The sequence below is a fragment of the Pseudomonas sp. G3-19 genome (assembly GCF_054855875.1).
Genome location: NZ_JBMPIQ010000003.1, coordinates 1201835 through 1223881, shown reverse-complemented (window position 1 = coordinate 1223881; position 22047 = coordinate 1201835). Strand labels below are relative to the sequence as shown.

At 61.8% G+C, this 22047-nt stretch carries 13 protein-coding genes and 1 pseudogene; 9 read left to right on the top strand and 5 right to left on the bottom strand.

Going from position 1 to position 22047, the window contains the following annotated elements:
• Nucleotides 1-107 precede the first annotated feature (107 nt).
• The 5 genes from eprS (at nucleotide 108) to ACOYXI_RS05575 (ending at nucleotide 10799) form a co-directional block, all read left to right on the top strand.
• Nucleotides 108-3059, top strand: a complete 2952-nt coding sequence (gene eprS, locus ACOYXI_RS05595) for an autotransporter serine peptidase EprS (RefSeq protein WP_461674505.1) — start codon at nucleotides 108-110, stop codon at nucleotides 3057-3059.
• A gap of 224 nt (nucleotides 3060-3283) precedes the next feature.
• The gene (locus ACOYXI_RS05590) at nucleotides 3284-6370 is read left to right on the top strand and encodes an autotransporter domain-containing protein (RefSeq protein ID WP_461674504.1); all 3087 of its coding nucleotides are present in this window, start codon (nucleotides 3284-3286) and stop codon (nucleotides 6368-6370) included.
• Between the two features lie 57 nt (nucleotides 6371-6427).
• Nucleotides 6428-8116: a polyurethane esterase gene (locus tag ACOYXI_RS05585; RefSeq protein ID WP_461674503.1), complete on the top strand. Its 1689-nt coding sequence runs from the start codon at nucleotides 6428-6430 to the stop codon at nucleotides 8114-8116.
• A gap of 216 nt (nucleotides 8117-8332) precedes the next feature.
• Nucleotides 8333-10186 (top strand): polyurethane esterase, encoded by a 1854-nt coding sequence (locus tag ACOYXI_RS05580; RefSeq protein ID WP_461674502.1) that lies wholly within the window; start codon nucleotides 8333-8335, stop codon nucleotides 10184-10186.
• A gap of 238 nt (nucleotides 10187-10424) precedes the next feature.
• Nucleotides 10425-10799, top strand: a complete 375-nt coding sequence (locus ACOYXI_RS05575) for a hypothetical protein (protein ID WP_134786444.1) — start codon at nucleotides 10425-10427, stop codon at nucleotides 10797-10799.
• 121 nt (nucleotides 10800-10920) lie between these two features.
• On the opposite strand, the gene ACOYXI_RS05570 is transcribed toward ACOYXI_RS05575, so the two are convergent.
• Nucleotides 10921-11145: a YgdI/YgdR family lipoprotein gene (locus ACOYXI_RS05570; RefSeq protein WP_064590001.1), complete on the bottom strand. Its 225-nt coding sequence runs from the start codon at nucleotides 11143-11145 to the stop codon at nucleotides 10921-10923.
• A gap of 205 nt (nucleotides 11146-11350) precedes the next feature.
• On the opposite strand from ACOYXI_RS05570, the gene ACOYXI_RS05565 reads away from it, so the two are divergent.
• From ACOYXI_RS05565 to ACOYXI_RS05550, 4 genes are all read left to right on the top strand, one after another.
• Nucleotides 11351-13003 carry a VRR-NUC domain-containing protein gene (locus ACOYXI_RS05565; protein ID WP_461674501.1) on the top strand — a complete coding sequence of 551 codons (1653 nt, stop codon included), beginning with the start codon at nucleotides 11351-11353 and terminating at the stop codon, nucleotides 13001-13003.
• Nucleotides 13000-15291: an ATP-dependent DNA helicase gene (locus tag ACOYXI_RS05560; RefSeq protein ID WP_461674500.1), complete on the top strand. Its 2292-nt coding sequence runs from the start codon at nucleotides 13000-13002 to the stop codon at nucleotides 15289-15291. The genes ACOYXI_RS05565 and ACOYXI_RS05560 overlap by 4 nt, the downstream gene beginning before the upstream one ends.
• A 76-nt stretch (nucleotides 15292-15367) precedes the next feature.
• The gene (locus ACOYXI_RS05555; protein WP_461674499.1) at nucleotides 15368-17290 is read left to right on the top strand and encodes a hybrid sensor histidine kinase/response regulator; all 1923 of its coding nucleotides are present in this window, start codon (nucleotides 15368-15370) and stop codon (nucleotides 17288-17290) included.
• A gap of 66 nt (nucleotides 17291-17356) precedes the next feature.
• On the top strand, nucleotides 17357-17893 hold the full coding sequence (locus ACOYXI_RS05550) for a hypothetical protein (RefSeq protein ID WP_047597231.1): 537 nt from the start codon (nucleotides 17357-17359) through the stop codon (nucleotides 17891-17893).
• Between the two features lie 54 nt (nucleotides 17894-17947).
• Here ACOYXI_RS05550 and ACOYXI_RS05545 read toward each other — a convergent pair whose 3' ends face one another.
• The 4 genes and pseudogenes from ACOYXI_RS05545 to ACOYXI_RS05530 all read right to left on the bottom strand — a co-directional run bounded on the left by ACOYXI_RS05545 (nucleotide 17948) and on the right by ACOYXI_RS05530 (nucleotide 22011).
• The gene (locus ACOYXI_RS05545; RefSeq protein WP_096796774.1) at nucleotides 17948-18244 is read right to left on the bottom strand and encodes a hypothetical protein; all 297 of its coding nucleotides are present in this window, start codon (nucleotides 18242-18244) and stop codon (nucleotides 17948-17950) included.
• A gap of 187 nt (nucleotides 18245-18431) precedes the next feature.
• Nucleotides 18432-19776: pseudogene (locus tag ACOYXI_RS05540) on the bottom strand (cation:proton antiporter).
• A gap of 7 nt (nucleotides 19777-19783) precedes the next feature.
• Complete coding sequence (locus tag ACOYXI_RS05535) at nucleotides 19784-20641, bottom strand: glucose 1-dehydrogenase (RefSeq protein WP_027612798.1); 858 nt, start codon at nucleotides 20639-20641, stop codon at nucleotides 19784-19786.
• Nucleotides 20642-20856: 215 nt separating this feature from the next.
• Nucleotides 20857-22011 carry a MalY/PatB family protein gene (locus ACOYXI_RS05530; RefSeq protein WP_461674498.1) on the bottom strand — a complete coding sequence of 385 codons (1155 nt, stop codon included), beginning with the start codon at nucleotides 22009-22011 and terminating at the stop codon, nucleotides 20857-20859.
• Between the last annotated feature and the right edge of the window lie 36 nt (nucleotides 22012-22047).

The following is a 22047-nucleotide window of genomic DNA, read 5'->3' as shown; positions in this document are numbered from 1 at the left end:
TGGCTCAAGACACCCGGATTGGCTCCCTCTCCCTCTGGGAGAGGGCTGGGGTGAGGGTTTTACACCGCAGAAGAACCTGCATAAAACAATAAAAGTGAGTGGTGAACATGGAAGTACGCATCAAGCCGGCAGCGGTCGGCACCCTGTTGCTCGCAGTTTCCATCGCGCAAGCCAATGCGCAGTACCTTGAAACCGGCAAGCCCGGCGATCCCGCCAGTTGGCGCAGCGCCGAATTCCAGCGTGACTGGGGCCTTGCGCGGATGCAGGCGGATCAGGCCTACGCTGCCGGCATCACCGGCAAAGGCGTGAAGATCGGCGCCCTCGACTCCGGCTTCGACGCCGCCCATCCCGAGTTCGCCAGCGACCGCTATCACCCGGTGCTGGCCTCCGGCAGTTACGTCGACGGCTCACTGTTCAACGTCAACGGCACCCTCAACCCCAACAACGATTCCCACGGCACCCACGTGGTCGGCACCATGGGCGCGAGCCGTGACGGCACCGGCATGCACGGGGTGGCGTACAACGCGCAAATCTACGTCGGCAACACCAACAACAACGACAGCTTCCTCTTCGGCCCGAAACCCGACCCGCGTTATTTCAAAGCCGCGTATGACGCCCTGGCCGCTGCCGGCGTGCGCGCAATCAACAACAGTTGGGGCAGTCAGCCGCCGGATGTCAGCTATCGCACCCTGGCCGATCTGCATGCCGCTTATGCTCAACACTGGAATCAGGGCACCTGGCTCGACGCGGCGGCGGACGTCTCGCGCCGTGGCGTGATCAACGTGTTCAGTGCCGGCAACAGCGGCTACCCGAACGCCAGCGTGCGCTCGGCGCTGCCGTACTTTCAGCCGGACCTCGAAGGCCACTGGCTGGCAGTCTCCGGGCTGGACCAAAGCAATCAGCAGAAGTACAACCAGTGCGGCATCGCCAAATACTGGTGCATCACCACGCCGGGGGCGAAGATCGACAGCACCATTCCGGGTGGCGATTACGCAATCAAGTCCGGCACCTCGATGGCCGCGCCGCACGCTACCGGGGCACTGGCGCTGGTGATGGAACGCTACCCGTACATGAATAATCAGCAGGCGCTCGAAGTGCTGCTGACCACCGCCACGCAACTCGACGGCTCGATTACCGATGCGCCGACCGAGCGGGTCGGCTGGGGCGTGGCCAACCTCAATCGGGCAATGCGCGGGCCGGGGCAATTGCTCGGTGCATTCGATGCCAATCTGACGGCCGGGCAAAGCGATGTATGGAGCAATGACATCTCCGACAAAGCATTGATTCAGCGCCAGCGCGAAGACCTCGCCGAACACGGCGCCTGGCAGCAGACCTTGCAGGACAAGGGCTGGCAGAACGGTATTCCGGCCGGCGCCACTCAGCAGGATCAGACCGACTACGCCGTCGGTATGGCGCGCGATGCCGCAGCGGCGACGCGGGTCTATCAGGGCAGCCTGATCAAGTCCGGGGCAGGGCGCTTGCTGCTGACCGGCGACAACACTTTCCGTGGCCCGACCACGGTCAATGGCGGCTTGTTGAGCGTCAACGGCTCGCTGGCCTCGGCGGTGACCGTCAACGACAGCGGCACCCTCGGCGGTTCCGGGCGGATCGCCTCGTTGCTCGCCAACAGCGGCGGCCGCGTAGCGCCGGGCAACTCCATTGGCACCTTAAGCGTGGCCGGTGACGTGACCTTCGCCCCAGGCTCGACCTACGCGGTCGAGCTGTCGCCGACCAGCAGCGACCGCATCGTCGCTGGCGGCACCGCGAGCATCAGCGGTGCCACGGTCAGCCTGTCGCTGGAAAACAGTCCGACCCTGCTCAGCACCACTGAAACCCGCAGCCTGCTCGGCCATTCGTACGACATTTTGCAAGCGGCCGGTGGTATTCAGGGCCAGTTCGGCGCGGTGCTGCCGGATTACCTGTTCATCGGCGGCAACCTCGACTACACGGCCAACGCCATTCAGCTCGACATTCAGCGCAACGCCACCTCGTTCGCCAGCGTCGGGCAGACCCCGAATCAGCGTGCGGTGGCGGCCGCCGTCGAAGGCCTCGGCGCCGGCAATTCGGTGTACGAAAGCCTGCTGCTGTCGGCGTCTGCCGCCTCGGCGCAGCAAGCCTTCCAGCAATTGAGCGGCGAAATCTACCCGGCGCTCGGCTCGATGCTGATCAATGACAGCCGCCAGTTGCGCGACGCGGTCGGTGAGCGTCTGCACGATGCCAACGCCACGCAAAGCAATGGCTGGATCAAGGCCCTCGGCGCCTGGGGTTCGACCAACTCAGGTAACGACACCTCGCGCTACAGCACCTCAATCGGCGGTTTGCTCGCCGGTGTTGACGGCGCGCTGGACGAGCAGACGCGCATCGGTCTGGTCACCGGTTACAGCGACAGCTCGCTGAACATGGGCTCGGACACGCATTCGTCGGCCAAGGTCGACAGCTATCACCTCGGCGCTTACGCCGGTCATGACATCGGCGCCTGGCGCCTGAGCACTGGCGCGGCCTACAGCTGGCATCGCGCCGATGTGAAGCGCGATCTGCAATACGGTGACGTCAGCGCCAAACAGAAAGCCAAGGTCGATGCGGCGACCACGCAGGTTTTCGGTGAAGCGGCTTACCGGCTGAACCTGCAGCCGCTGGCACTGGAGCCGTTCGCCAACCTCGCTTACGTGCATCTGGATACCGAAGGCTTCACGGAAAAGGGCGACGCGGCGGCGCTGAAAAGCTCCGGCGACCAGCGTGATGCGGTCCTCAGCACCCTCGGTGTGCGTGCGGTTAAGCGCTTCAATTTGTCGGCGCAACAGGCACTGGACGTCAGCGGCCACCTCGGCTGGCAGCACAGCCTCAGCGACATCGACGCCGAACAGCATCTGCGCTTTGCCAGCGGTAGCACACCGTACGCGGTCGAGAGTTCGGCATTGGTGCGTGACGCGGCGCTGGTCGGCGTACAAGCCAGCCTGGCGCTGAGCAAGGACGTGCGAGTCAACCTCGATTACAACGGACAACTGGCCAACCGCGAGAAGAGCCACGGCGTGGGGCTGAGCCTGAATTGGCAGTTCTGAAACAAACCCCGCAGGTCAGGTGAACACACACTTGTGGCGAGGGGATTTATCCCCAATCGACTGCGCAGCAGTCGCTCACCCGGACAACTCGGTTACTGGAAGCTGCTCGGGGTCGCTTCGCGCCCCATCGGGGATAAATCCCCTCGCCACAAGCGTTATTTCCCATGCCCGGGTGTGGGCCTGGTACACGGATTTTTCGCAACAACACTAAGGAAGGTCGCTGGATGAATAACAACAAAACCCCCGCGCAAACGGGCGGTCGCTTCGCCATGAAAACCCTCAATTGCGCCGTGATTTGTGCGCTGACCACCTGGGGCACCGCGCACGCGGCGCCTTACGTGGAAAGCGGCCGCACTGGCGATCCCGCCAGTTGGCGCAGCGCCGAGTTCCAGGCGGAATGGGGCCTGGGCGCCATTGGCGCGGATCACGCTTACGCCGCCGGTTACACCGGCAAAGGTGTGAAACTGGGGATCTTCGACCAGCCGGTGTACGCCGCGCACCCGGAGTTCTCCGGTGCCAATAAAGTCATCACCCTGGTCACCAGCGGAATCCGCGAATACACCGACCCGTACATCCCGGTCAAAGCCGGCGATGCGTTCCGTTATGACGGTTCGCCCTCGGTCGGTTCCGACGGCAAGCTCGGTGCCCACGGCACCCACGTCGGTGGCATCGCTGCCGGCAGCCGTGACGGCGGGCCGATGCACGGCGTGGCGTTCGGTGCGCAGATCATCAGCGCGGATAACGGCGACCCGGGCCCGGAAGACGGCATCGTCCGTGGCAACGACGGCGCGGTGTACAAGGCCGGTTGGGATGCGCTGATCGCCAGTGGCGCGCGGATCATCAACAACAGCTGGGGCATCGGCATCACTGACCGTTTCGACCTCGGCGGCCGCGACCCGGCGTATCCGCACTTCACCGTCAACGACGCGCAAGTGCAGTTCAACGAGATCCGCACACTGCTCGGCACCAAGCCCGGCGGCGCCTACGACGGCGCCATCGCCGCCGCCCGCAGCGGCATCGTGACGATCTTCGCCGCCGGTAACGATTACAACCTGAACAACCCGGACGCCATCGCCGGCCTCGGCTACTTCGTGCCGGACATCGCGCCGAACTGGATCACCGTCGCCGCGTTGCAGAAGAACCCGGATCTGGCCAGCGCCAATCCGTACATCATGAGTACGTTTTCCTCGCGCTGCGGCTACACCGCGAGCTTCTGCGTCTCGGCGCCGGGCACGCAGATCTACAGCTCGATCATCAGCGGCACCAACGCCGATAACCTGACCACCGGCTACAAGAACTACAACGGCACCTCGATGGCCGCACCGCATGTGGCGGGCTCGATGGCGGTGTTGATGGAGCGCTTCCCGTACATGACGGGCGATCAGGTCGCCACGGTGCTGCGTACCACCGCCACCGACCTCGGCGCACCGGGCGTCGACGCCTTGTACGGCTGGGGCATGATCAACCTGCGCAAAGGCATCGACGGCCCGGCGATGTTCGTCACCGAGCAGGACATCCCGGAAGAGTTCCGCATTCAGGGGGCCTACGGTTCCGGGCAGTTTGTCGCGGACTTGCCGGGCATCGGCGCGATCATCGACAAGGGCAAACCGACCGAGCGCCTGTGCACCGACATCACTTGCGGCCTCGACACCTGGCGCAACGACATTTCCGGTCACGGCGGCCTGACCAAGCAGGGCATCGGCACGCTGGTGCTGACCGGCAACAACACCTACAGCGGCCCGACTCTGGTCAATCAGGGGCGTCTGGCGATCAATGGCTCGCTGGCTTCGGCGGTCACGGTCAACGACAGCGGCATCCTCGGCGGTAACGGCCGCATCGGTGCACTGACCGCGAAAAGCGGCGGTACCGTCGCCCCGGGCAACTCGATCGGCACGCTGAACGTCGCCGGTGACGTGACCTTCGAGCGCGGTTCGACCTACGCGGTGGAAGTCTCGCCGACCAGCAGCGACAAGATCGTTGCTGGTGGCAAAGCGCTGATCGATGGCGCCACGGTCAGTCTGTCGCTGGAAAACAGCCCGACCTTGCTGACGACGACTGAAGTGAAGAGCCTGCTCGGTTCGCAGTTCAACATCCTGCAAGCGGCCGGTGGCATCCAAGGCCAGTTCGGGCAAGTGCTGCCGAACTACGCGTTCCTCGGCGGCACCCTGGCGTACTCGGCAAACGGCGTGCAACTGGACGTCGGGCGCAACGGCGCGTCGTTCGCCAGTGTCGGCCTGACGCCGAACCAGCGTGCGGTTGGCGCGGCTGCCGAGGGTCTGGGCGCGGGCAATGCGCTGTTCGAAACCCTGCTGCTTTCGCCGAATGCGGCCTCGGCGCAACAAGCCTTCCAGCAACTGTCCGGCGAGATTCATCCCGCCATTGGGACGATGCTGATCAACGACAGTCGCTACCTGCGTGAAGCGGTGGGCGAGCGTCTGCGTGAGCGTGATCTGTTCAATGCCGACGCACCGACCGACGACCGCAGCAACGCCTGGGTCAAGGTACTGGGTTCGTGGGGCAAGAGCGATGGCGGCCATGAAAACGCCGACTCCAACAGCTCCATTGGCGGGCTGCTGGCCGGTGTCGACGGTTTGATTGCTGAAGATACGCGTCTGGGTTTCGTTACCGGTTATAGCGACAGCTCGTTGAACATGGGCAGCGACACGCATTCGTCGGCCTCGGTCGACAGCTACCACCTGGGTGCGTACCTGGGGCATCAGATTGATGCGCTGCGTCTGACCGCCGGTGCGGCTTACAGCTGGCATCGCGTGGATGTGAAGCGTGATCTGCAGTTCGCGGGCGTCAATGGCAAAGAGAAAACCAAGCACGATGCGGCGACCACTCAGGTGTTCACCGAAGCGGCTTACGATCTGCGCCTGCAACCGTTGAATCTGGAGCCGTTCGCCAACCTGTCGTACGTGCACTTGAACACCGACAGCTTCACCGAGAAGGGTGATGCTGCGGCGCTCAAGAGCGGCGAAGACAACCGCGACGTGGTGCTGTCGACCCTTGGTGTGCGTGCCAAGCGCAGCTTCGCGCTGTCGGACAAACATCGGTTGGAACTGGGCGCGACCCTCGGCTGGCAGCACAACCTGAGCAGTGTCGATGCTGACAGCCACCTGGCCTTCGCCAATGGCAACAGCGCCTTCACTGTGCAGAGTGTGTCGATGGATCGTGACGCGGCGGTGGTCGGCGTACGCGCCGGGCTGGCGCTCAATCGCGATGTCCGGGTCAACCTGGACTACAACGGACTGATCGGTAACAACGAGAAAGACCACGGTGTGGGTCTGACCCTCGACTGGCAGTTCTAAAAGCGTGCCGGCAGTCCCTTGGGGGGCTGCCGGTTTTGAAGGAAGAGAGAGCACAACATGGGATTGTTCGATTATAAAAATGCCGATGGCAAAGCGTTATACAGCGATGCCATCGCACTGACGCTGTATGCCTACACGCCAACCGGCCAGCCGTTGCCGGCCACCGCCTGGAAACCGCTCAGCGCCACGGCGCTGGGTTATCAGGGCAAGGTCGGCGCCCAAGGCACGTTCTTCGGCGAGAAGGACGGCTTCACCAGCGCCGAGGCTGAAGTGCTCGGCAAGTACGACGCCGGCGGCAAGCTGATCGGCATCGGCGTGGCCTTTCGCGGCACTGGCGGACTGGGTTACAGCGATACCTTCGGCGACATGAAGAACAACCTGCTGGCCGCCATCGGGCCATCGGATTACGCGAGCAACTACGCGAAAAATGCCTTCGACAACCTGCTCAAGTCCGTTGCCGCGTTTGCCATCGCCAACGGCATCGCCGCCAAGGACGTGCTGTTCAGTGGCCACAGCCTCGGTGGCCTCGGGGTCAACAGTGTGGCCGAGTTGAGTGCCAGCAACTGGGGCGGGTACTTCAAGGACGCCAACTACATCGCGTTCGCTTCGCCGACCCAGAGCAGCACCGGCAATAACGTGCTGAACATTGGTTACGAAAACGATCCGGTGTTCCGTGCGCTGGACGGCACCACGTTCAGCAGCGGTTCGCTGGGCAAGCATGACGGGCCGCATGAGTCGACCACCGACAACATCGTCAATTTCACCGACAACTACGCGTCCACCGCGCAGAACCTGGTGCCGTTCAGCATCGTCAATCCGCTGAACTGGTCGGCCCATAGCTCGCTCGGATATGCCGATGGCTTGAACCGGGTGATCGATTCGGAGTTCTACAACCTCACGCACAAGGACTCGACCCTCATCGTCTCCAACCTTGAGGAATCGTCCCGGGGCAAGACCTGGGTCGAGGATCTGGGGCGCAGCGGCGAGCCGCACACCGGCAGCACCTTCATCATCGGTACGCAGAGCAACGACTGGCTCAAGGGCGGGGCGGGTAACGACTTCCTCGAAGGCCTGGGTGGTGATGATCGGTTCCGTGATGACGGTGGCTTCAATATTCTGCTGGGCGGCCAGGGTCACAACACCTTCGAGCTGCAGAAACCGCTGCAGAACTTCAGCTTCGCCAACGACGGCGACGGCACGCTGTACGTGCGCGACGCCTACGGCGGCATCAGCATGACCCGCGACATCGGCGCGCTGGTGAGCAAGGAGTCGGGTTCGTGGTGGGGCAGCAAGGAAATCACCTGGGGTGTCACGGCCAAGGGTTTGACCAAAGGCAGCGAACTGACCCAGTACACCCATTCGCTCAACGGCGATGCGTATGGCAACGCACTACACGCCAGCGCCGAGGGTGACTGGCTGTTCGGGCTGGGTGGCGATGACAAGCTGATCAGCGACAAGGGCCACGTAACCTTCGTCGGCGGCGCCGGCAACGACGTGATGACGGCGGTGGGTGGCAACAACACCTTTCTGTTCAGCGGCGCGTTCGGTTTCGACGCGATCAATGGATATCAGGGCAGCGACAAACTGGTGTTCATGGGCGTCGAAGGCGCGGGGCAGGGCTACGACTACAAGCAGCATGCTGTGCAGTCGGGGGCCGATACCGTGCTGAAGATTGGCGAATATGCCGTGACCCTGGTCGGGGTGGGAGTGGCTAACCTGTCGGACTCGGCGTTCGTGTTCGCCTAGCTCCTTGTTAAGACAAACCCTGTAGGAGTGAGCCTGCTCGCGATCGCGGTCAGTCAGTCTCCATCCATGTTGCCTGACACGGTCTCATCGCGAGCAGGCTCACTCCTACAGTTAAAAGCAATGCAAGTAGTACTGAAATGCTCCGGGGCGTGCCCGTGAGGGGCGCCCTGGCTGTGAGCTATCTCTGACAATTCCAACAAAAGAGAGGCAATAGCAATGGGTGTGTATGACTACAAGAACTTCGGCACAGCCGATTCCAAGGCGCTGTTCAGCGATGCCATGGCGATCACGCTGTATTCCTACCACAACCTCGATAACGGCTTTGCCGCCGGTTATCAGCACAACGGCTTCGGTCTCGGCCTGCCGGCCACGTTGGTGACTGCGCTGCTCGGCGGTACTGATTCGCAAGGGGTGATCCCCGGTATTCCGTGGAACCCCGACTCGGAAAAACTCGCCCTCGACGCGGTGAAAAAGGCTGGCTGGACACCGATCACCGCCTCGCAACTGGGCTACGACGGCAAGACCGACGCGCGCGGAACCTTCTTCGGTGAGAAGGCCGGTTACACCACCGCTCAGGTGGAAATCCTCGGCAAGTACGACGCCCAGGGCCATATCACGGAAATCGGTATCGCCTTTCGCGGCACCAGCGGCCCGCGGGAAAACCTGATCCTCGATTCCATCGGCGACGTGATCAACGACCTGCTGGCAGCGTTCGGTCCCAAGGACTACGCCAAGAATTACGTCGGCGAAGCGTTCGGCAATCTACTGAATGACGTGGTGGCGTTCGCCAAGGCCAACGGCCTCAGCGGCAAGGACGTGCTGGTCAGCGGCCACAGCCTCGGCGGGTTGGCGGTCAACAGCATGGCTGACCTGAGTGGCGGCAAGTGGGGCGGGTTCTTCGCCGATTCCAACTACATCGCCTACGCCTCGCCGACCCAGAGCAGCACCGACAAAGTGCTCAACGTCGGTTACGAAAACGATCCGGTGTTCCGCGCCCTCGACGGCTCGACCTTCACCGGCGCCTCGGTCGGCGTGCACGACGCGCCCAAGGAATCGGCCACCGACAACATCGTCAGCTTCAACGATCACTACGCCTCGACCGCGTGGAATCTGCTGCCGTTCTCGATTCTCAATATCCCGACCTGGATCTCGCACCTGCCGACCGCTTACGGCGACGGCATGAACCGCATCATCGAGTCGAAGTTCTACGACCTGACCAGCAAGGACTCGACGATCATCGTCGCCAACCTGTCGGACCCGGCGCGGGCCAACACCTGGGTGCAGGATCTGAACCGCAACGCCGAAACCCACAAGGGCAGCACGTTCATCATCGGCAGTGACAGTAATGACCTGATCCAGGGCGGCAGCGGCAACGACTACCTCGAAGGTCGCGCCGGCAATGACACTTTCCGTGACGGTGGTGGCTACAACGTGATTCTCGGTGGCGCCGGCAACAACACCCTCGATTTGCAGAAGTCGGTGAACACCTTCGACTTCGCCAACGACGGCGCCGGCAATCTGTACGTGCGCGACGCCAACGGCGGGATCAGCATCACCCGCGACATCGGTAGCATCGTCACCAAGGAGCCGGGCTTTCTCTGGGGGCTGTTCAAGGACGACGTGACCCACAGCGTCACGGCCAGCGGTCTGAAGGTCGGCAGCAACGTCACTCAGTATGAGTCCAGCGTCAAAGGCACCAGCGGCGCCGATACGCTCAAGGCGCATGCCGGCGGTGACTGGTTGTTTGGTCTGGATGGCAACGATCATTTGATTGGCGGCGTCGGCAACGACGTGTTTATCGGTGGCGCCGGCAATGACCTGATGGAATCGGGGGGCGGGGCGGATACGTTCCTGTTCAACGGCGCGTTCGGTCAGGATCGGGTGGTAGGTTTTACGTCGAACGACAAACTGGTGTTCCTTGGCGTGCAGGGTGTGTTGCCCAATGATGACTTCCGCGCGCATGCCTCGATGGTGGGGCAGGACACGGTGCTGAAGTTTGGCGGGGATTCGGTGACATTGGTTGGGGTGGCGCTGAATAGCCTCAGTGCCGATGGAATTGTGATCGCCTGATGCATCCGTAACCTGTGGCGAGGGAGCTTGCTCCCGCTGGGTCGCGAAGCGGCCCTGAAGATTTTGTGAGCGCTACGCGCTCAAGCGGGAGCAAGCTCCCTCGCCACAACTCGGTATCAAAAGTGACTCAACAGCCACACCCTGACTCAAAAGCTCTGCAAACAGCAGAAGCGGCCTAAAGCCAGCACGTGCACACACGTTCTATAGCCAGCCGCCATTGAGTACAGGAGATGCACACGTGAAAAGGTTCAAGGGGTATGTCGGGATTGTCGGACTGGCGCTGTTATCGGCCAATGCCTGGGCCGATCTGCCTCAAACCTCGATTTTGAGCCGCTACGGCATCAGCAGCGATCAATTGCCGAAACCGGCGAAGACCGAAGCAGCCGAGCCGGTCGAAGAGAAAAGCCTGTTTCAGATCCAGCCCGAACAGCCGTTCGTGACGTTTCGGCGCGGTGATGACAAACAAGCGCAAGCCACTGGCAATCTGAGCATTGACCGCATGACCCAACAGGATCTGGAGCGCTGCCGGCGTCTGCAAGCGGAGCTGGCGCGGCGCGGTGAGCAGCATTTCAGTTGCGATCACAGCATTGTGGGCCTGCCTGCTTTCGAATAACCCAGGCGGATAACACTTCCCCTGTAGGAGCTGCCGAAGGCTGCGATCTTTTGATTTTGATCTTGAAAAACAAAGTCAAAAGATCGCAGCCTTCGGCAGCTCCTACACGTACAGCAGGGTGTCAGTCTTCCTTGCGCACCGTCGCGACCTCGTCGCCGCGGACTCTCACCTTGGTCCCGGAAATATCCTCGAACTCATAGAACCCGTCCTTGTTTTTGGTTTTCGGCATGTCCTTGGTCAAATACTGAGTACCGTTCTGCAAGGTCACCACGGTCGGTGTCGAGCAGCCGCCCAATGCCAGGAAGGCTGCTACCGCCAGGGGAAGACCCAGAGTCTTGATGTTCATACCCACCTCAAATCCCTCATTCCATATCAATTGACCGACTTCGGTCTCTAACGCGGTTGGTGCCATCGAACGGGGAAAAGTTCGATGGCACCCTGAAAAAATCCCGATTGCCGCTGCCACTGATCTTTTTCCGTTTGCACGCGACGGGGCAGAGCTGGTATCTGTACGCATAACCAGTATTCGCTCGCCATGGCCCTGAATTACCGTGACTGCCAACCCGCTCGACGATCCGTTCTATTACCTCAACAACTTCCGGCAAGTGCTTGATTGGCTTGAGCTTCGCTATGCCGATGTGATGAGCGAATCCGAGCACGGCTTTATCCGCGACTTCAAGGCCTTGCCACGCGCTTCGCAGGGTTTGCTGGTGCGCATGATAATGCGCAAGGGCGTGCATTTCCGCTTCGGCAAACTCAACTACCCGGAAATCGGGGACATCAGCAACGCCGCGCAGCCGTTGTTGCGTCACGGCTGGCTCGACGATCAGGCTTTATTGAGCATGCCCGAAGTGTTCGACGTGTTGCTCAAGGCTGAACTGCTGCAGGCGTTCGGTAGCTTTATCGAGCAACCCAAGGGCCGCAAGGACGACTGGCTGCCGCCGCTCGCCGAGCAATTCAGCGAGTCGCGCAGCCTCTCCGTTTGGGCACCGACGCTCGGCGACCGCTTGCTCAGCCTGACCATCATGGACCTCTGCGACCGCCTGCGTCTGATGTTCTTCGGCAATCTTTATCAGGACTGGTCGGAATTCGTCCTCGCCGACCTCGGGATCTTTACCTACGAAAAAGTCGAGTTCTGCGCTGACTCCCGTGGTCTGCGCAGCCGTGAAGACGTTGACGCCTGCCTGTTCCTGCATCATTGCCAACTGCTTTTCGAAGCCGGTGAACCGTTGGAGCCCATCGTCGAGCAGGTCCGCGCGTTGCAGTTCGACAACCCGTGGCTGCAGCGGCGGCGCGGCAAGGTGCTGTTCCAGATCGGCCAGTATTGCGAACGCATCGCCGAGTTCGCCCTGGCGTTGAGCATTTACCGCGATTGCGCCTACCCCGGCGCCCGTCAGCGAATGATCCGCGTGCTGGAGCGCTGCGGCGAATACGCACTGGCGCTGGAGCTCGCCAGCCTCGCCGAACAGGCGCCGGAAAGCGCCGCCGAACAGCAGAGTCTGCAGCGGATGCTGCCCCGCCTGCGACGCAAACTCGGCGGGCCGCCGCTCAAACGGGCAACGCCACGCCCGGTCGAGCGCCTCGATCTGCAACTGCCGCGCACTGATCCGGGATTGTCTGTGGAGTTTTACGTGCAGGCGCATTTGCACGAAGACAGCGGCCCGGTGCACTACGTCGAGAACAGCCTGATCAACTCGCTGTTCGGCCTGTTGTGCTGGCCGGCGATTTTTGCGCCGTTGCCGGGGGCGTTCTTTCATCCGTTCCAGCGCGGGCCGGTGGACTTGCTCAATGAAGACTTTCAGCAACGCCGTGCCGAACTGTTCCAGGCCTGTCTCGACCAACTCGACGACGGCCGTTATGCGGCGACCATTCGTGAGCGCTTCGCCGCCAAATGGGGCGTGCAGTCGCCGTTCGTGTTCTGGGGCGCGTTGAATGAGCAACTGCTGGAGCAGGCGCTGGCGTGTTTGCCGGCGGAACACCTCAAGCACTGGTTCAATCGCCTGCTGCTCGACATCAAGGCCAATCGCGCCGGCATGCCGGATCTGATCCAGTTCTGGCCGCAGCACAAGACCTACCGCATGATCGAAGTCAAAGGCCCCGGTGACCGCTTGCAGGACAACCAACTGCGCTGGCTGGAGTTCTGCCACCAACACCAGATGCCGGTCGCCGTGTGCTACGTGCAATGGGCGGAGCAGAGCGCTTGAGCTACAGCATTGCCGTCCGTGCCCTATGCGAGTTCACCGCCAAGACCGGCGACCTCGACCTGCGTTTTACCCCTTCGCCGACAGCCCTCGAAGGCATGCTCGGGCACCGCACCGTGGCCTCGCGGCGCAGCGACAAATACCAAAGCGAAGTGGCGCTGGAAGGTGGGTTTCTGCAATTGAAAGTCAGGGGCAGGGCGGACGGCTATGACCCGGCGCAGAACTGTCTGGAAGAAGTCAAAACCTATCGCGGCGACCTGAGCAAGCAACCGGCCAACCATCGCCAGCTGCATTGGGCGCAGGCGAAAATCTATGGCTGGCTGATGTGCCGCAAGCTGGAGCTTGAGCAGATCAATCTGGCGCTGGTGTATTTCGACATCGTCAGCGAAAAGGAAACCTGTCTGGTCGAGGCCTTCAGTGCGCCGGTCTTGCAGGAATTTTTCGAACAACAATGCCGGTTGTTCCTGAACTGGGCCGAGCAGGAAATGGCCCATCGCGAGGCGCGCAATCTGGCCGCGCAGCAATTGAGCTTTCCCCACGCCGACTTTCGCCCCGGCCAGCGGCATCTGGCTGAATCGGTGTTCAAAGCGGTCAGCACCGGCCGCTGCCTGATGGCCCAGGCGCCCACCGGGATCGGTAAGACCCTCGGCACGCTGTTCCCCATGCTCAAGGCTTTGGCGCCGCAGCAACTGGACAAGGTGTTCTTTCTGACCGCCAAGACCCCGGGGCGCAAACTGGCGCTGGATGCCAGTCAGGTGTTGTTCGATCAGTCTGAACGCTTGCCGCTGCGGGTGCTGGAGATGGTCGCCCGCGACAAGGCCTGCGAACACCCGGACAAAGCCTGTCACGGTGAATCCTGCCCGTTGGCCCAGGGCTTTTATGATCGCCTGCCCGCCGCCCGGCAAGCGGCCAGCCGGATCAATCTGCTCGATCAGGCGGCGATGCGCGAAGTGGCCCGTGAGCACACGGTGTGCCCGTATTACTTGAGCCAGGAAATGGCCCGCTGGGCCGACGTGGTGGTGGCGGACTACAACTATTACTTCGATTTCAGCGCGCTGCTGTTCGGTCTGGCCCAGCTCAATCAGTGGAAAGTCGCGGTGCTGGCGGATGAAGCGCACAACCTGGTCGAGCGCGGGCGCTCGATGTACAGCGCCAGTCTCGATCAGGCCGCGCTGGCCAGTGTGCGCAAGACTGCCCCCGAAGTGCTGAAAAAATCCCTGCAACGGGTCAACCGCGAGTGGAACGCGCTGCATCAGCCGCAACTGGCGCCGTATCAAGCCTACGACAAGGCCCCGGAGAAACTGCTGCAAGCGGTGTCGTTGTGCAGCGCGGCCATCGGCGACTACCTCAATGATCATCCGCAGGGACTCGACAGCGCACTGCAAACCTTCTACTTCGACATGCTGCAGTTCGGCCGGGTGGCGGAGCTGTTCGACGAGCATTACCTGTTCGACATCAGCAAGCGCGACCTTGAGCGCAAGCGGCCGCTGTCGCAGTTGTGCCTGCGCAACGTGGTGCCGGCGGCGTTCATCGGCCCGCGCCTGAAAGCGGCGCGCAGCAGCGTGTTGTTCTCGGCGACGCTGAGCCCGCGACGCTATTACGCCGATCTGCTCGGCACGCCGGCCGACACAGTGTGGATAGACGTCGAGTCACCGTTCAGCGCCGAACAGTTGCAGGTGCAGATCGTCAGCCGCATTTCGACGCGCTTCAATCATCGCCAGGCGTCGCTGGAACCGATCGTCGAGCTGATCGCCCGCCAGTTCAGCGAGCGCCCGGGCAATTACCTGGCGTTCTTCAGCAGCTTCGATTACCTGCAACAAGTGCTGACGCTGCTCGCCGAACGCCATCCGCAGATCAATCTGTGGCAGCAGTCCCGGGGCATGGCCGAAGGGCAGCGGCAGGCCTTTCTCGATCAGTTCACCGCCGACAGCCAGGGCATCGGCTTCGCCGTGTTGGGCGGTGCGTTCGGCGAGGGTATCGACCTGCCCGGAGCACGGTTGATCGGCGCGTTCATTGCGACCCTGGGGCTGGCCCAGCTCAACCCGGTCAACGAACAGTTGAAACGGCGCATGGCGGCGATTTTCGGCGCAGGTTACGACTACACCTATCTGTATCCGGGCGTGCAGAAAGTGGTGCAGGCCGCCGGGCGGGTGATCCGCACCCGTGAAGATCGTGGCGTGGTGATGCTGATCGATGACCGCTTCGCCGAACCGCGCATTCAGCAACTGCTGCCACGCTGGTGGTCGCTCGGCACCGACTCGTCCTCAATCAACCCATTGATCACGCCGTGAATAGAAGCGCGTTTGCACCTTCCCATGGCGCCGGATTGCCGCATACTTGCGCTAATGAAAACCAGCGGTGAACCTGATGAGTGACAACCCGAGCAAAACTGCCGCGATCGAGGAGATGCGTTTTCGTCTGCTGATCGATGCGGTGGTCGATTATGCGATTTACATGATCGACCCGGACGGCATCATCACCAGTTGGAACTCCGGCGCGAAACGCTTCAAGGGCTACGAAGAGGCGGAGATTCTCGGCGAGCATTTCTCGCGCTTCTATACCGCCGATGATCGTGCGGCGGGTCTGCCGCAACGCGCGCTCGACACAGCGCTGCACGAAGGACGCTTCGAAGGCGAGGGTTGGCGGGTGCGCAAGGATGGCACCAGCTTCTGGTGCCATGTGGTCATCGATCCGATCATTGATCCCAACGGCAAACTGCTCGGCTACGCCAAGATCACCCGCGACCTGACCGACCGCAAGATGGCCGAGGAAACCCTCAAGCAAAGCGAGCAGCAGTTCCGCCTGCTGGTGCAGGGTGTCACCGATTATGCGATCTACATGCTCAGCCCCGAAGGTCGTGTGAGCAACTGGAATCAGGGCGCCCAGCGGATCAAGGGGTACCAGCCGGAAGAAATCATCGGCCAGCATTTTTCGATTTTCTACACCCCGGAAGACCGCGTGGCCGGCGAACCGCAACGGGCGCTGGAGATTGCCACCCGCGAGGGCCGTTTCGAGAACAAGAGCTGGCGCATGCGCAAGGATGGCACGCGGTTTCTGGCCCACGTGGTGGTCGATGCCATTCGCGGCGAAACCGGCACGCTGCTCGGGTTTGCCAAGATCACCCGCGATGTCACCGAAGCCCATGAGTCGCAAGTGGCGCTGGAAAAGACCCGTGAGGCGTTGTTCCAGGCGCAGAAGATGCAGGCCATCGGTCAGCTCAGCGGCGGCATCGCCCATGACTTCAACAATCTGCTGACGGTGATTCTGGGCAATCTGGAGATTCTGCAAAAGCGCATCGGTGACGACCCGAAAAACAGCCGTCTGCTGGAAAACGCCACGCAGGGTGCATTGCGTGGCGTATCGCTGACCCAACGCATGCTGGCCTTCGCCCGCCGTCAGGAACTCAAGACCGAGCCGGTCGATATTCCGCAACTGGTGCAAGGCATCACCGGACTGTTGCGCAGCTCGATAGGCCCCGGGATTCGCATCGAGACACGCTTTCCCGAGGATCTGCAACCGGTGCTGGCCGACAGCAACCAACTGGAACTGGCGTTGCTCAATTTGGCGACCAACGCCCGCGACGCCATGGCCGACGGTGGCAGCCTGTGCATTTGCGCGCAGCCGGAAGTCGTGCTTGAGCAAAGCCATTCGTCAATGGCGGCGGGACGCTATGTGTGCCTGAGCGTGATCGACACGGGTGAGGGCATGGACGAAGCCACGCTGGGTTCGGCCAGGGATCCGTTTTTCACCACCAAGGGCGTGGGCAAGGGCACCGGGCTGGGCTTGTCGATGGTGCATGGCTTTATCGAGCAACTGGGTGGCCGTTTCATTCTCAAGAGCGAAAAAGGCCATGGCACCCGCGCTGAAATGTGGATACCGGTGGCGTTAGCCGGGGAGACGGCAAAAAACCTCTACCCGGCGGTCAAACCGGTGTTGGTGCCGCGCCTCAGCGTGCTGGTGGTGGACGACGATTCGCTGGTGATGACCAGCACCACGCTGCTGCTCGAAGACCTTGGCCATCGCGTGATCAGCGCCACGTCCGGTGCCAAGGCGCTGGCGTTGTTCGAGCAGGACGAAGTCATCGATCTGATGATCACCGACATGGCCATGCCGCAGATGAGCGGCGCGCAACTGGCGCATGCGGTGCGTTTGCTCAAGCCGGATCTGCCGATCATTCTGGCCACCGGTTACGCCGAACGTCTGGAAGGCTTTGCCGCGCAATTGCCGCGTCTGCCCAAGCCATTCACCCAGCTCAACCTGGTGGAAATCATCGCGCAGTCGATGAAGTGAATCCGCCTGAACTTGTCCGTGGCGAGGGCCTTCTAAAAGGTTTCCCCGCCACGGAGTGCGCGTCCCTTGCCCCGCATACTGACTCAGCCCAGCGCTGAAGAGCACTTGACCGAACACGATGCCAAGATGTTCGGCTCACCTAAGGAACGGCTGGATTTCTATCGCAAGGAAATCCAGTACGAAACCAGCATCCTCGCCAATCGCACCGATGCCTATCTCGCGGCGCAGTCGTTTCTGGTGATTGCCTTCGCTTCGTGCATGGCCAACCTCAACCCCGAGTGGGGCAAGCTGTTCACGCTGGTGGTGCCGCCGTTTCTCGCACTGCTCGGGTTGCTCAGTTCGCTCAACGCTTGGCCGGGGATTCGTGCGGCGTACGACATCATCGATCACTGGCACTACAAGCAGAGCGAGTTGTTGCGCAGCGAGCCGATCATGGGCATGGCTTACGACGAGTCGCCGCTGTTCAGTGAAATGGAGTCGAGCCACAAGGGCTATCGCAAGTCGCTGTTGTTTTCGGTGCGCACGCCATGGATCTTCGCCACGTTCTGGATCCTGCTCGGAGCTTATGCAGTGTTCATTCAGGTGACCAACCCCGGGGGCTGAACGCCGCCCAAAGAAAAAGCCCGGACATCGCTGCCGGGCTTTTTCTTGTGTGCTTTATTCGACGGTTTCAAGTTGCCGACGCAATTCCTGCGAGTGATGCGGTGACATTGGAATCGGCGGGAAGTCTTCGTTGAGGACGCACAAGTGATCGATGGCTTCCTCGAACTTCGCATCGGCTTTGCGGCGCATTGCTCGATAGTGCTCAAACTGTTCGAGGTCCAGATTGTCCGCTTCCAGCAGCTCGTAAGCCGCTCGGTTGAGGGCATGGGCATCTTCGAACAGTTGACGATTGCGTTCCAGGGCCAAAGCCCTGCAAGCCTTGATTTGTGCCGGAGTCGAGCATTCTTTCATGACCGTGACCTTGTTATCCAAAGATTCCTCTTCATGGGCTGCAAGCCGCAGGGGAACCGAACCTGCCGGACCCCGCCGAGTGCATCCAGCGAGGGGTTATGGTTGTGACTGTCGGTTTTGGCCGAGGGATCCATTTATTTTCAGAAAAAACTTCGATGGATTTCCCGACATATTGCCGCCGGAAAAATCAGTTTTTTCGTTTTTGCCGTTGTTCGTAGCGCGCCAGCAGCGGCTGGGTGCTGATGCCATGCAGTAAAATGCTCAGCGCTACCACGGACAGGGTGATGTTGGTGCACAACGTCGCGACTGAAGGACTGAGGCCATGGTTCAAGGCGTAAAACAGATAGAACAGGCTGCCGATCCCGCGAATGCCAAACCAGCCGATCAACAGCCGCTGACCACCGTCGAGCAAGCTGCCCCATGGCATCAACGCGACGCAGGCCGGACGCACCACGCAGAACAGCACCGCGCCAATGGCCAACGCCCGCCAGTCCCAATGCGGCACCAGCACCACGCCGAGCAGGGTCACCAGAAACACTTCCATGGCCCGTTCCACCAGACTGCCGAATGAGAGCATGTCGCCCATCATGATGCCGGCGGCGACCTGACTGCTCTCCAGTCGTTCGGTATCGCCGTGCACCGCGTGCTGCGGTTCGATGTTCTGGTGGCCGACCACCGGTTGCACCAGATGTTCGGCGGGCGGCTGGCTGGCGCCGGTGGATTTGACTTCTTCCTGACGCAAGCCGAGGCCGGCGGCGAATACCGACAGAAAACCATAACCGCCAATCGCATCTGCGCCGACATAAGCCAGAGCAATCAGCGACAGCGCCAGATAATCATTCGGGCTCAGGGTGCTGTCGTCGTTGCGGATGCGCAACGACAGCGTCAACCGACCGATGCCGCGCCCCATCCAGTAACCGGTGAGCAAACCGACCGGCACCGCCCAGAGCAAACCGTGCAGCACCCAATCGGTCGAGCGCCGGGTTGCGCGTCGGCCTGCAACAGCAGCAAGCCGAGAATCACGAACGGAAAAGCGATGCCGTCGTTAAGCCCGGCTTCACCGGACAGACCGAAGCGTACGCTGTCGACATCCCGTGCGTCGTTGACCTGCACCAGAGCGGCCAGCACCGGGTCGGTCGGTGCCAGCATCGCCCCGATCAGCAGCGACGGCCCCCACGACAGTTGCAGGCCCCAGTGCAGCAATACGCTGACCCCGGCGATGGTCAAGACCATCACCGGGCCCGCCAGCCCGAACGCAATCCGCCAACGCTTGTCGCGCCAGTGGCAGACGCAACTTCAGCCCGCAGACAAACAGCGAAAACAGCACCGCCACTTCCGTGAGGTGCTCCATCCACACCGAGGCGTTTTCCAGTGACAGTTTCAGTAAATCCAGACCGCTGGGGCCGATGCGCGATCCCCAGCAGCAGGCACACGGCCGAAGTGGTGACCGGCATCCAGCGCAGGTACGACGAGGTCAACGCGAGGGTCAGCAACACCGCGCCAAGCACCGCGACCCAGATGACAAAGCTCATTGGAGGCTTACAACATCGGCTTGCCGCCGGTGACGCCATAGCGCTGACCGGTGATGTAACTGGCTTCATCGGAAGCCAGCAGCACATAGATTGGCGCCACTTCCACCGGTTGTCCGGGGCGCCCGAGCGGGGTTTCGCTGCCGAAGTTCTGTACTTCTTCATCGGGCATGGTCGAGACAATCAATGGCGTCCAGATCGGCCCGGGGGCCACGCAGTTCACGCGGATCTCTTTCGGCCCAAGGATCTGCGCCAGACCGCCGGTGAAGTTGGCAATGGCGCCTTTGGTGGTGGCATAGGCCAGCAGGGTCGGTTTGGGCATGTCCGAGTTGACCGAGCTGGTGTTGATGATCGAGGCGCCGGGGCGCATGTGTTTGATCGCCGCCTGACACAGGCGGAAAATCGCCGTGATGTTGACGTCGAAGGTCATCACCCATTCTTCGTCGGGGATTTCTTCGAAGGTTTCGTGGGTCATCTGGAACGCGGCGTTGTTCACCAGAATGTCGATGCGCCCGAAGCGTTCGACGGTCTTGTCCACCAGTTCCTGGCAATGGGCCTTGTGCGCGAGATCGCCGGACAGCAACAGGCACTGGCGGCCTGCCTGTTCGACCCAGCGCGCGGTCTCTTTGGCATCTTCATGTTCATTCAGATAAGCCACGACCACGTCTGCACCTTCACGGGCAAAGGCGATCGCCACCGCGCGGCCAATGCCGCTGTCGGCACCGGTAATCAGCGCAATCTTGCCGGCCAGCCGCCCGGAGCCGACGTAGCTTTGCTCGCCGCAGTCGGGGTAGGGCTGCATTTTGCTTTGCGCACCGGGGACGGCTTGGGCTTGTGCGGGGAAGGGTGGTTTTGGATAGTCGGTCATCACAGATCTCCGAGGTTCTTAGGGCAGGTATGGGCGGTTGACCCGGACGGTTTGCCGTGAGTTCGATCGGATTTGCGCTGGATTGTTTGGCGATGACAATGCAAAACCCTGTGGGAGCGGGCTTGCTCGCGAATGCGGTGGTTCAGTCAACATTGATATCGGCTGACACACCGCCTTCGCGAGCAAGCCCGCTCCCACAGGGGATCATCTGTGTTTCAGGTATTGCGGTTGTTCAGGGCGCGCTCCATGCGGCTGATGCCCTCTTCGAGCAACGACCGCGGGCAGCCGAAGTTCAGGCGCACGAACTGTTGGTGCTGATCGCCGAAATCCAGCCCGGCGCTCAGACCGACACTGGCCTGTTCAAGGAAGAACTGCTGCGGATTGTCCAGGTCCAGCGCCGAGCAATCGAGCCACGCCAGATACGTCCCTTGCGGCACATTGATCGTCACCCCCGGCAAGCGGCTGCGCACCGCATCCACCAACCAGTCGCGGTTGGCCTGCAGATAGGTTTTCAGTTCGGCCAGCCACGGCGCGCCTTCGCTGTAGGCGACACGGGTGGCTTCCATGCCCAACGGGTTGACGCTGTCGACCATGCCGCAACGGGCGTGGTTGACGCGCTCGCGCAGGGCGGCGTCCTGGATGATCATGAACGAGGTCTTGAGGCCGGCGATGTTGTAGGCCTTGCTCGCCGACATCAGGGTGATGGTGCGCTTGGCGATTTCCGGGCTGAGGGACGCGGTCGGAATGTGCACGCGGCCGTCGAAGCACAGCTCGGCGTGGATCTCGTCGGAGATGATCCAGGCGTCCTGCGCCGCGCAGATATCCGCTACGGCTTGCAGTTCCTCACGGCCAAAGACCTTGCCGATCGGGTTGTGCGGGTTGCTCAAGAGCAGGGCGCCGCCACCGTTCAGCGATTCGCGCAGGGTCTCCAGCGGCGTGGCGTAAGTGCCATCGGCCTGGGCGACGAATTCCAGCTCGACCTTGTTCAGCCCCCAATGCCCCGGCGCATGCCGCAGCGGCGGGTAGTTCGGCACTTGCACCACGACGTTCTGCTGCGGCTGTACCAGGGCTTTCAAAGCCATGTTGAAACCGGATTCAACGCCCGGCAGGAAGATCAGCTCCTGCGGTTTGACCTTCCAGGCGAACTTGTCCCACAGGTCGGCGACGATCGCCTCACGCAAGTTGTCCTGCGCCACGCTGTAACCCACCAGTGGGTGCAACAGGCGCTGCTGCAGCGCCTCGATGATCACCGGTGGCGCGGCGAAATCCATATCAGCGACCCACATCGGCAACACATCGGCCGGGTAGCGGCTCCACTTGGTGCTGCCGGTGTTGTGGCGGTCGAATAGCTGATCAAAATCGAAAGTCATGCGCGGTCTCGTGAAGGCGGGATGGATCCTGGGCGC

What these genes read in the sequence shown, in the direction of transcription:
- ACOYXI_RS05570 (WP_064590001.1), bottom strand. Translation starts at nt 11,145, where the DNA reads ATGAACATCAAGACTCTGGGTCTTCCCCTGGCGGTAGCAGCCTTCCTG.
- ACOYXI_RS05535 (WP_027612798.1), bottom strand. Translation starts at nt 20,641, where the DNA reads ATGACCGACTATCCAAAACCACCCTTCCCCGCACAAGCCCAAGCCGTC.
- ACOYXI_RS05585 (WP_461674503.1), top strand. Translation starts at nt 6,428, where the DNA reads ATGGGATTGTTCGATTATAAAAATGCCGATGGCAAAGCGTTATACAGC.
- ACOYXI_RS05580 (WP_461674502.1), top strand. Translation starts at nt 8,333, where the DNA reads ATGGGTGTGTATGACTACAAGAACTTCGGCACAGCCGATTCCAAGGCG.
- ACOYXI_RS05530 (WP_461674498.1), bottom strand. Translation starts at nt 22,011, where the DNA reads ATGACTTTCGATTTTGATCAGCTATTCGACCGCCACAACACCGGCAGC.
- eprS (WP_461674505.1), top strand. Translation starts at nt 108, where the DNA reads ATGGAAGTACGCATCAAGCCGGCAGCGGTCGGCACCCTGTTGCTCGCA.
- ACOYXI_RS05555 (WP_461674499.1), top strand. Translation starts at nt 15,368, where the DNA reads ATGAGTGACAACCCGAGCAAAACTGCCGCGATCGAGGAGATGCGTTTT.
- ACOYXI_RS05545 (WP_096796774.1), bottom strand. Translation starts at nt 18,244, where the DNA reads ATGAAAGAATGCTCGACTCCGGCACAAATCAAGGCTTGCAGGGCTTTG.
- ACOYXI_RS05590 (WP_461674504.1), top strand. Translation starts at nt 3,284, where the DNA reads ATGAATAACAACAAAACCCCCGCGCAAACGGGCGGTCGCTTCGCCATG.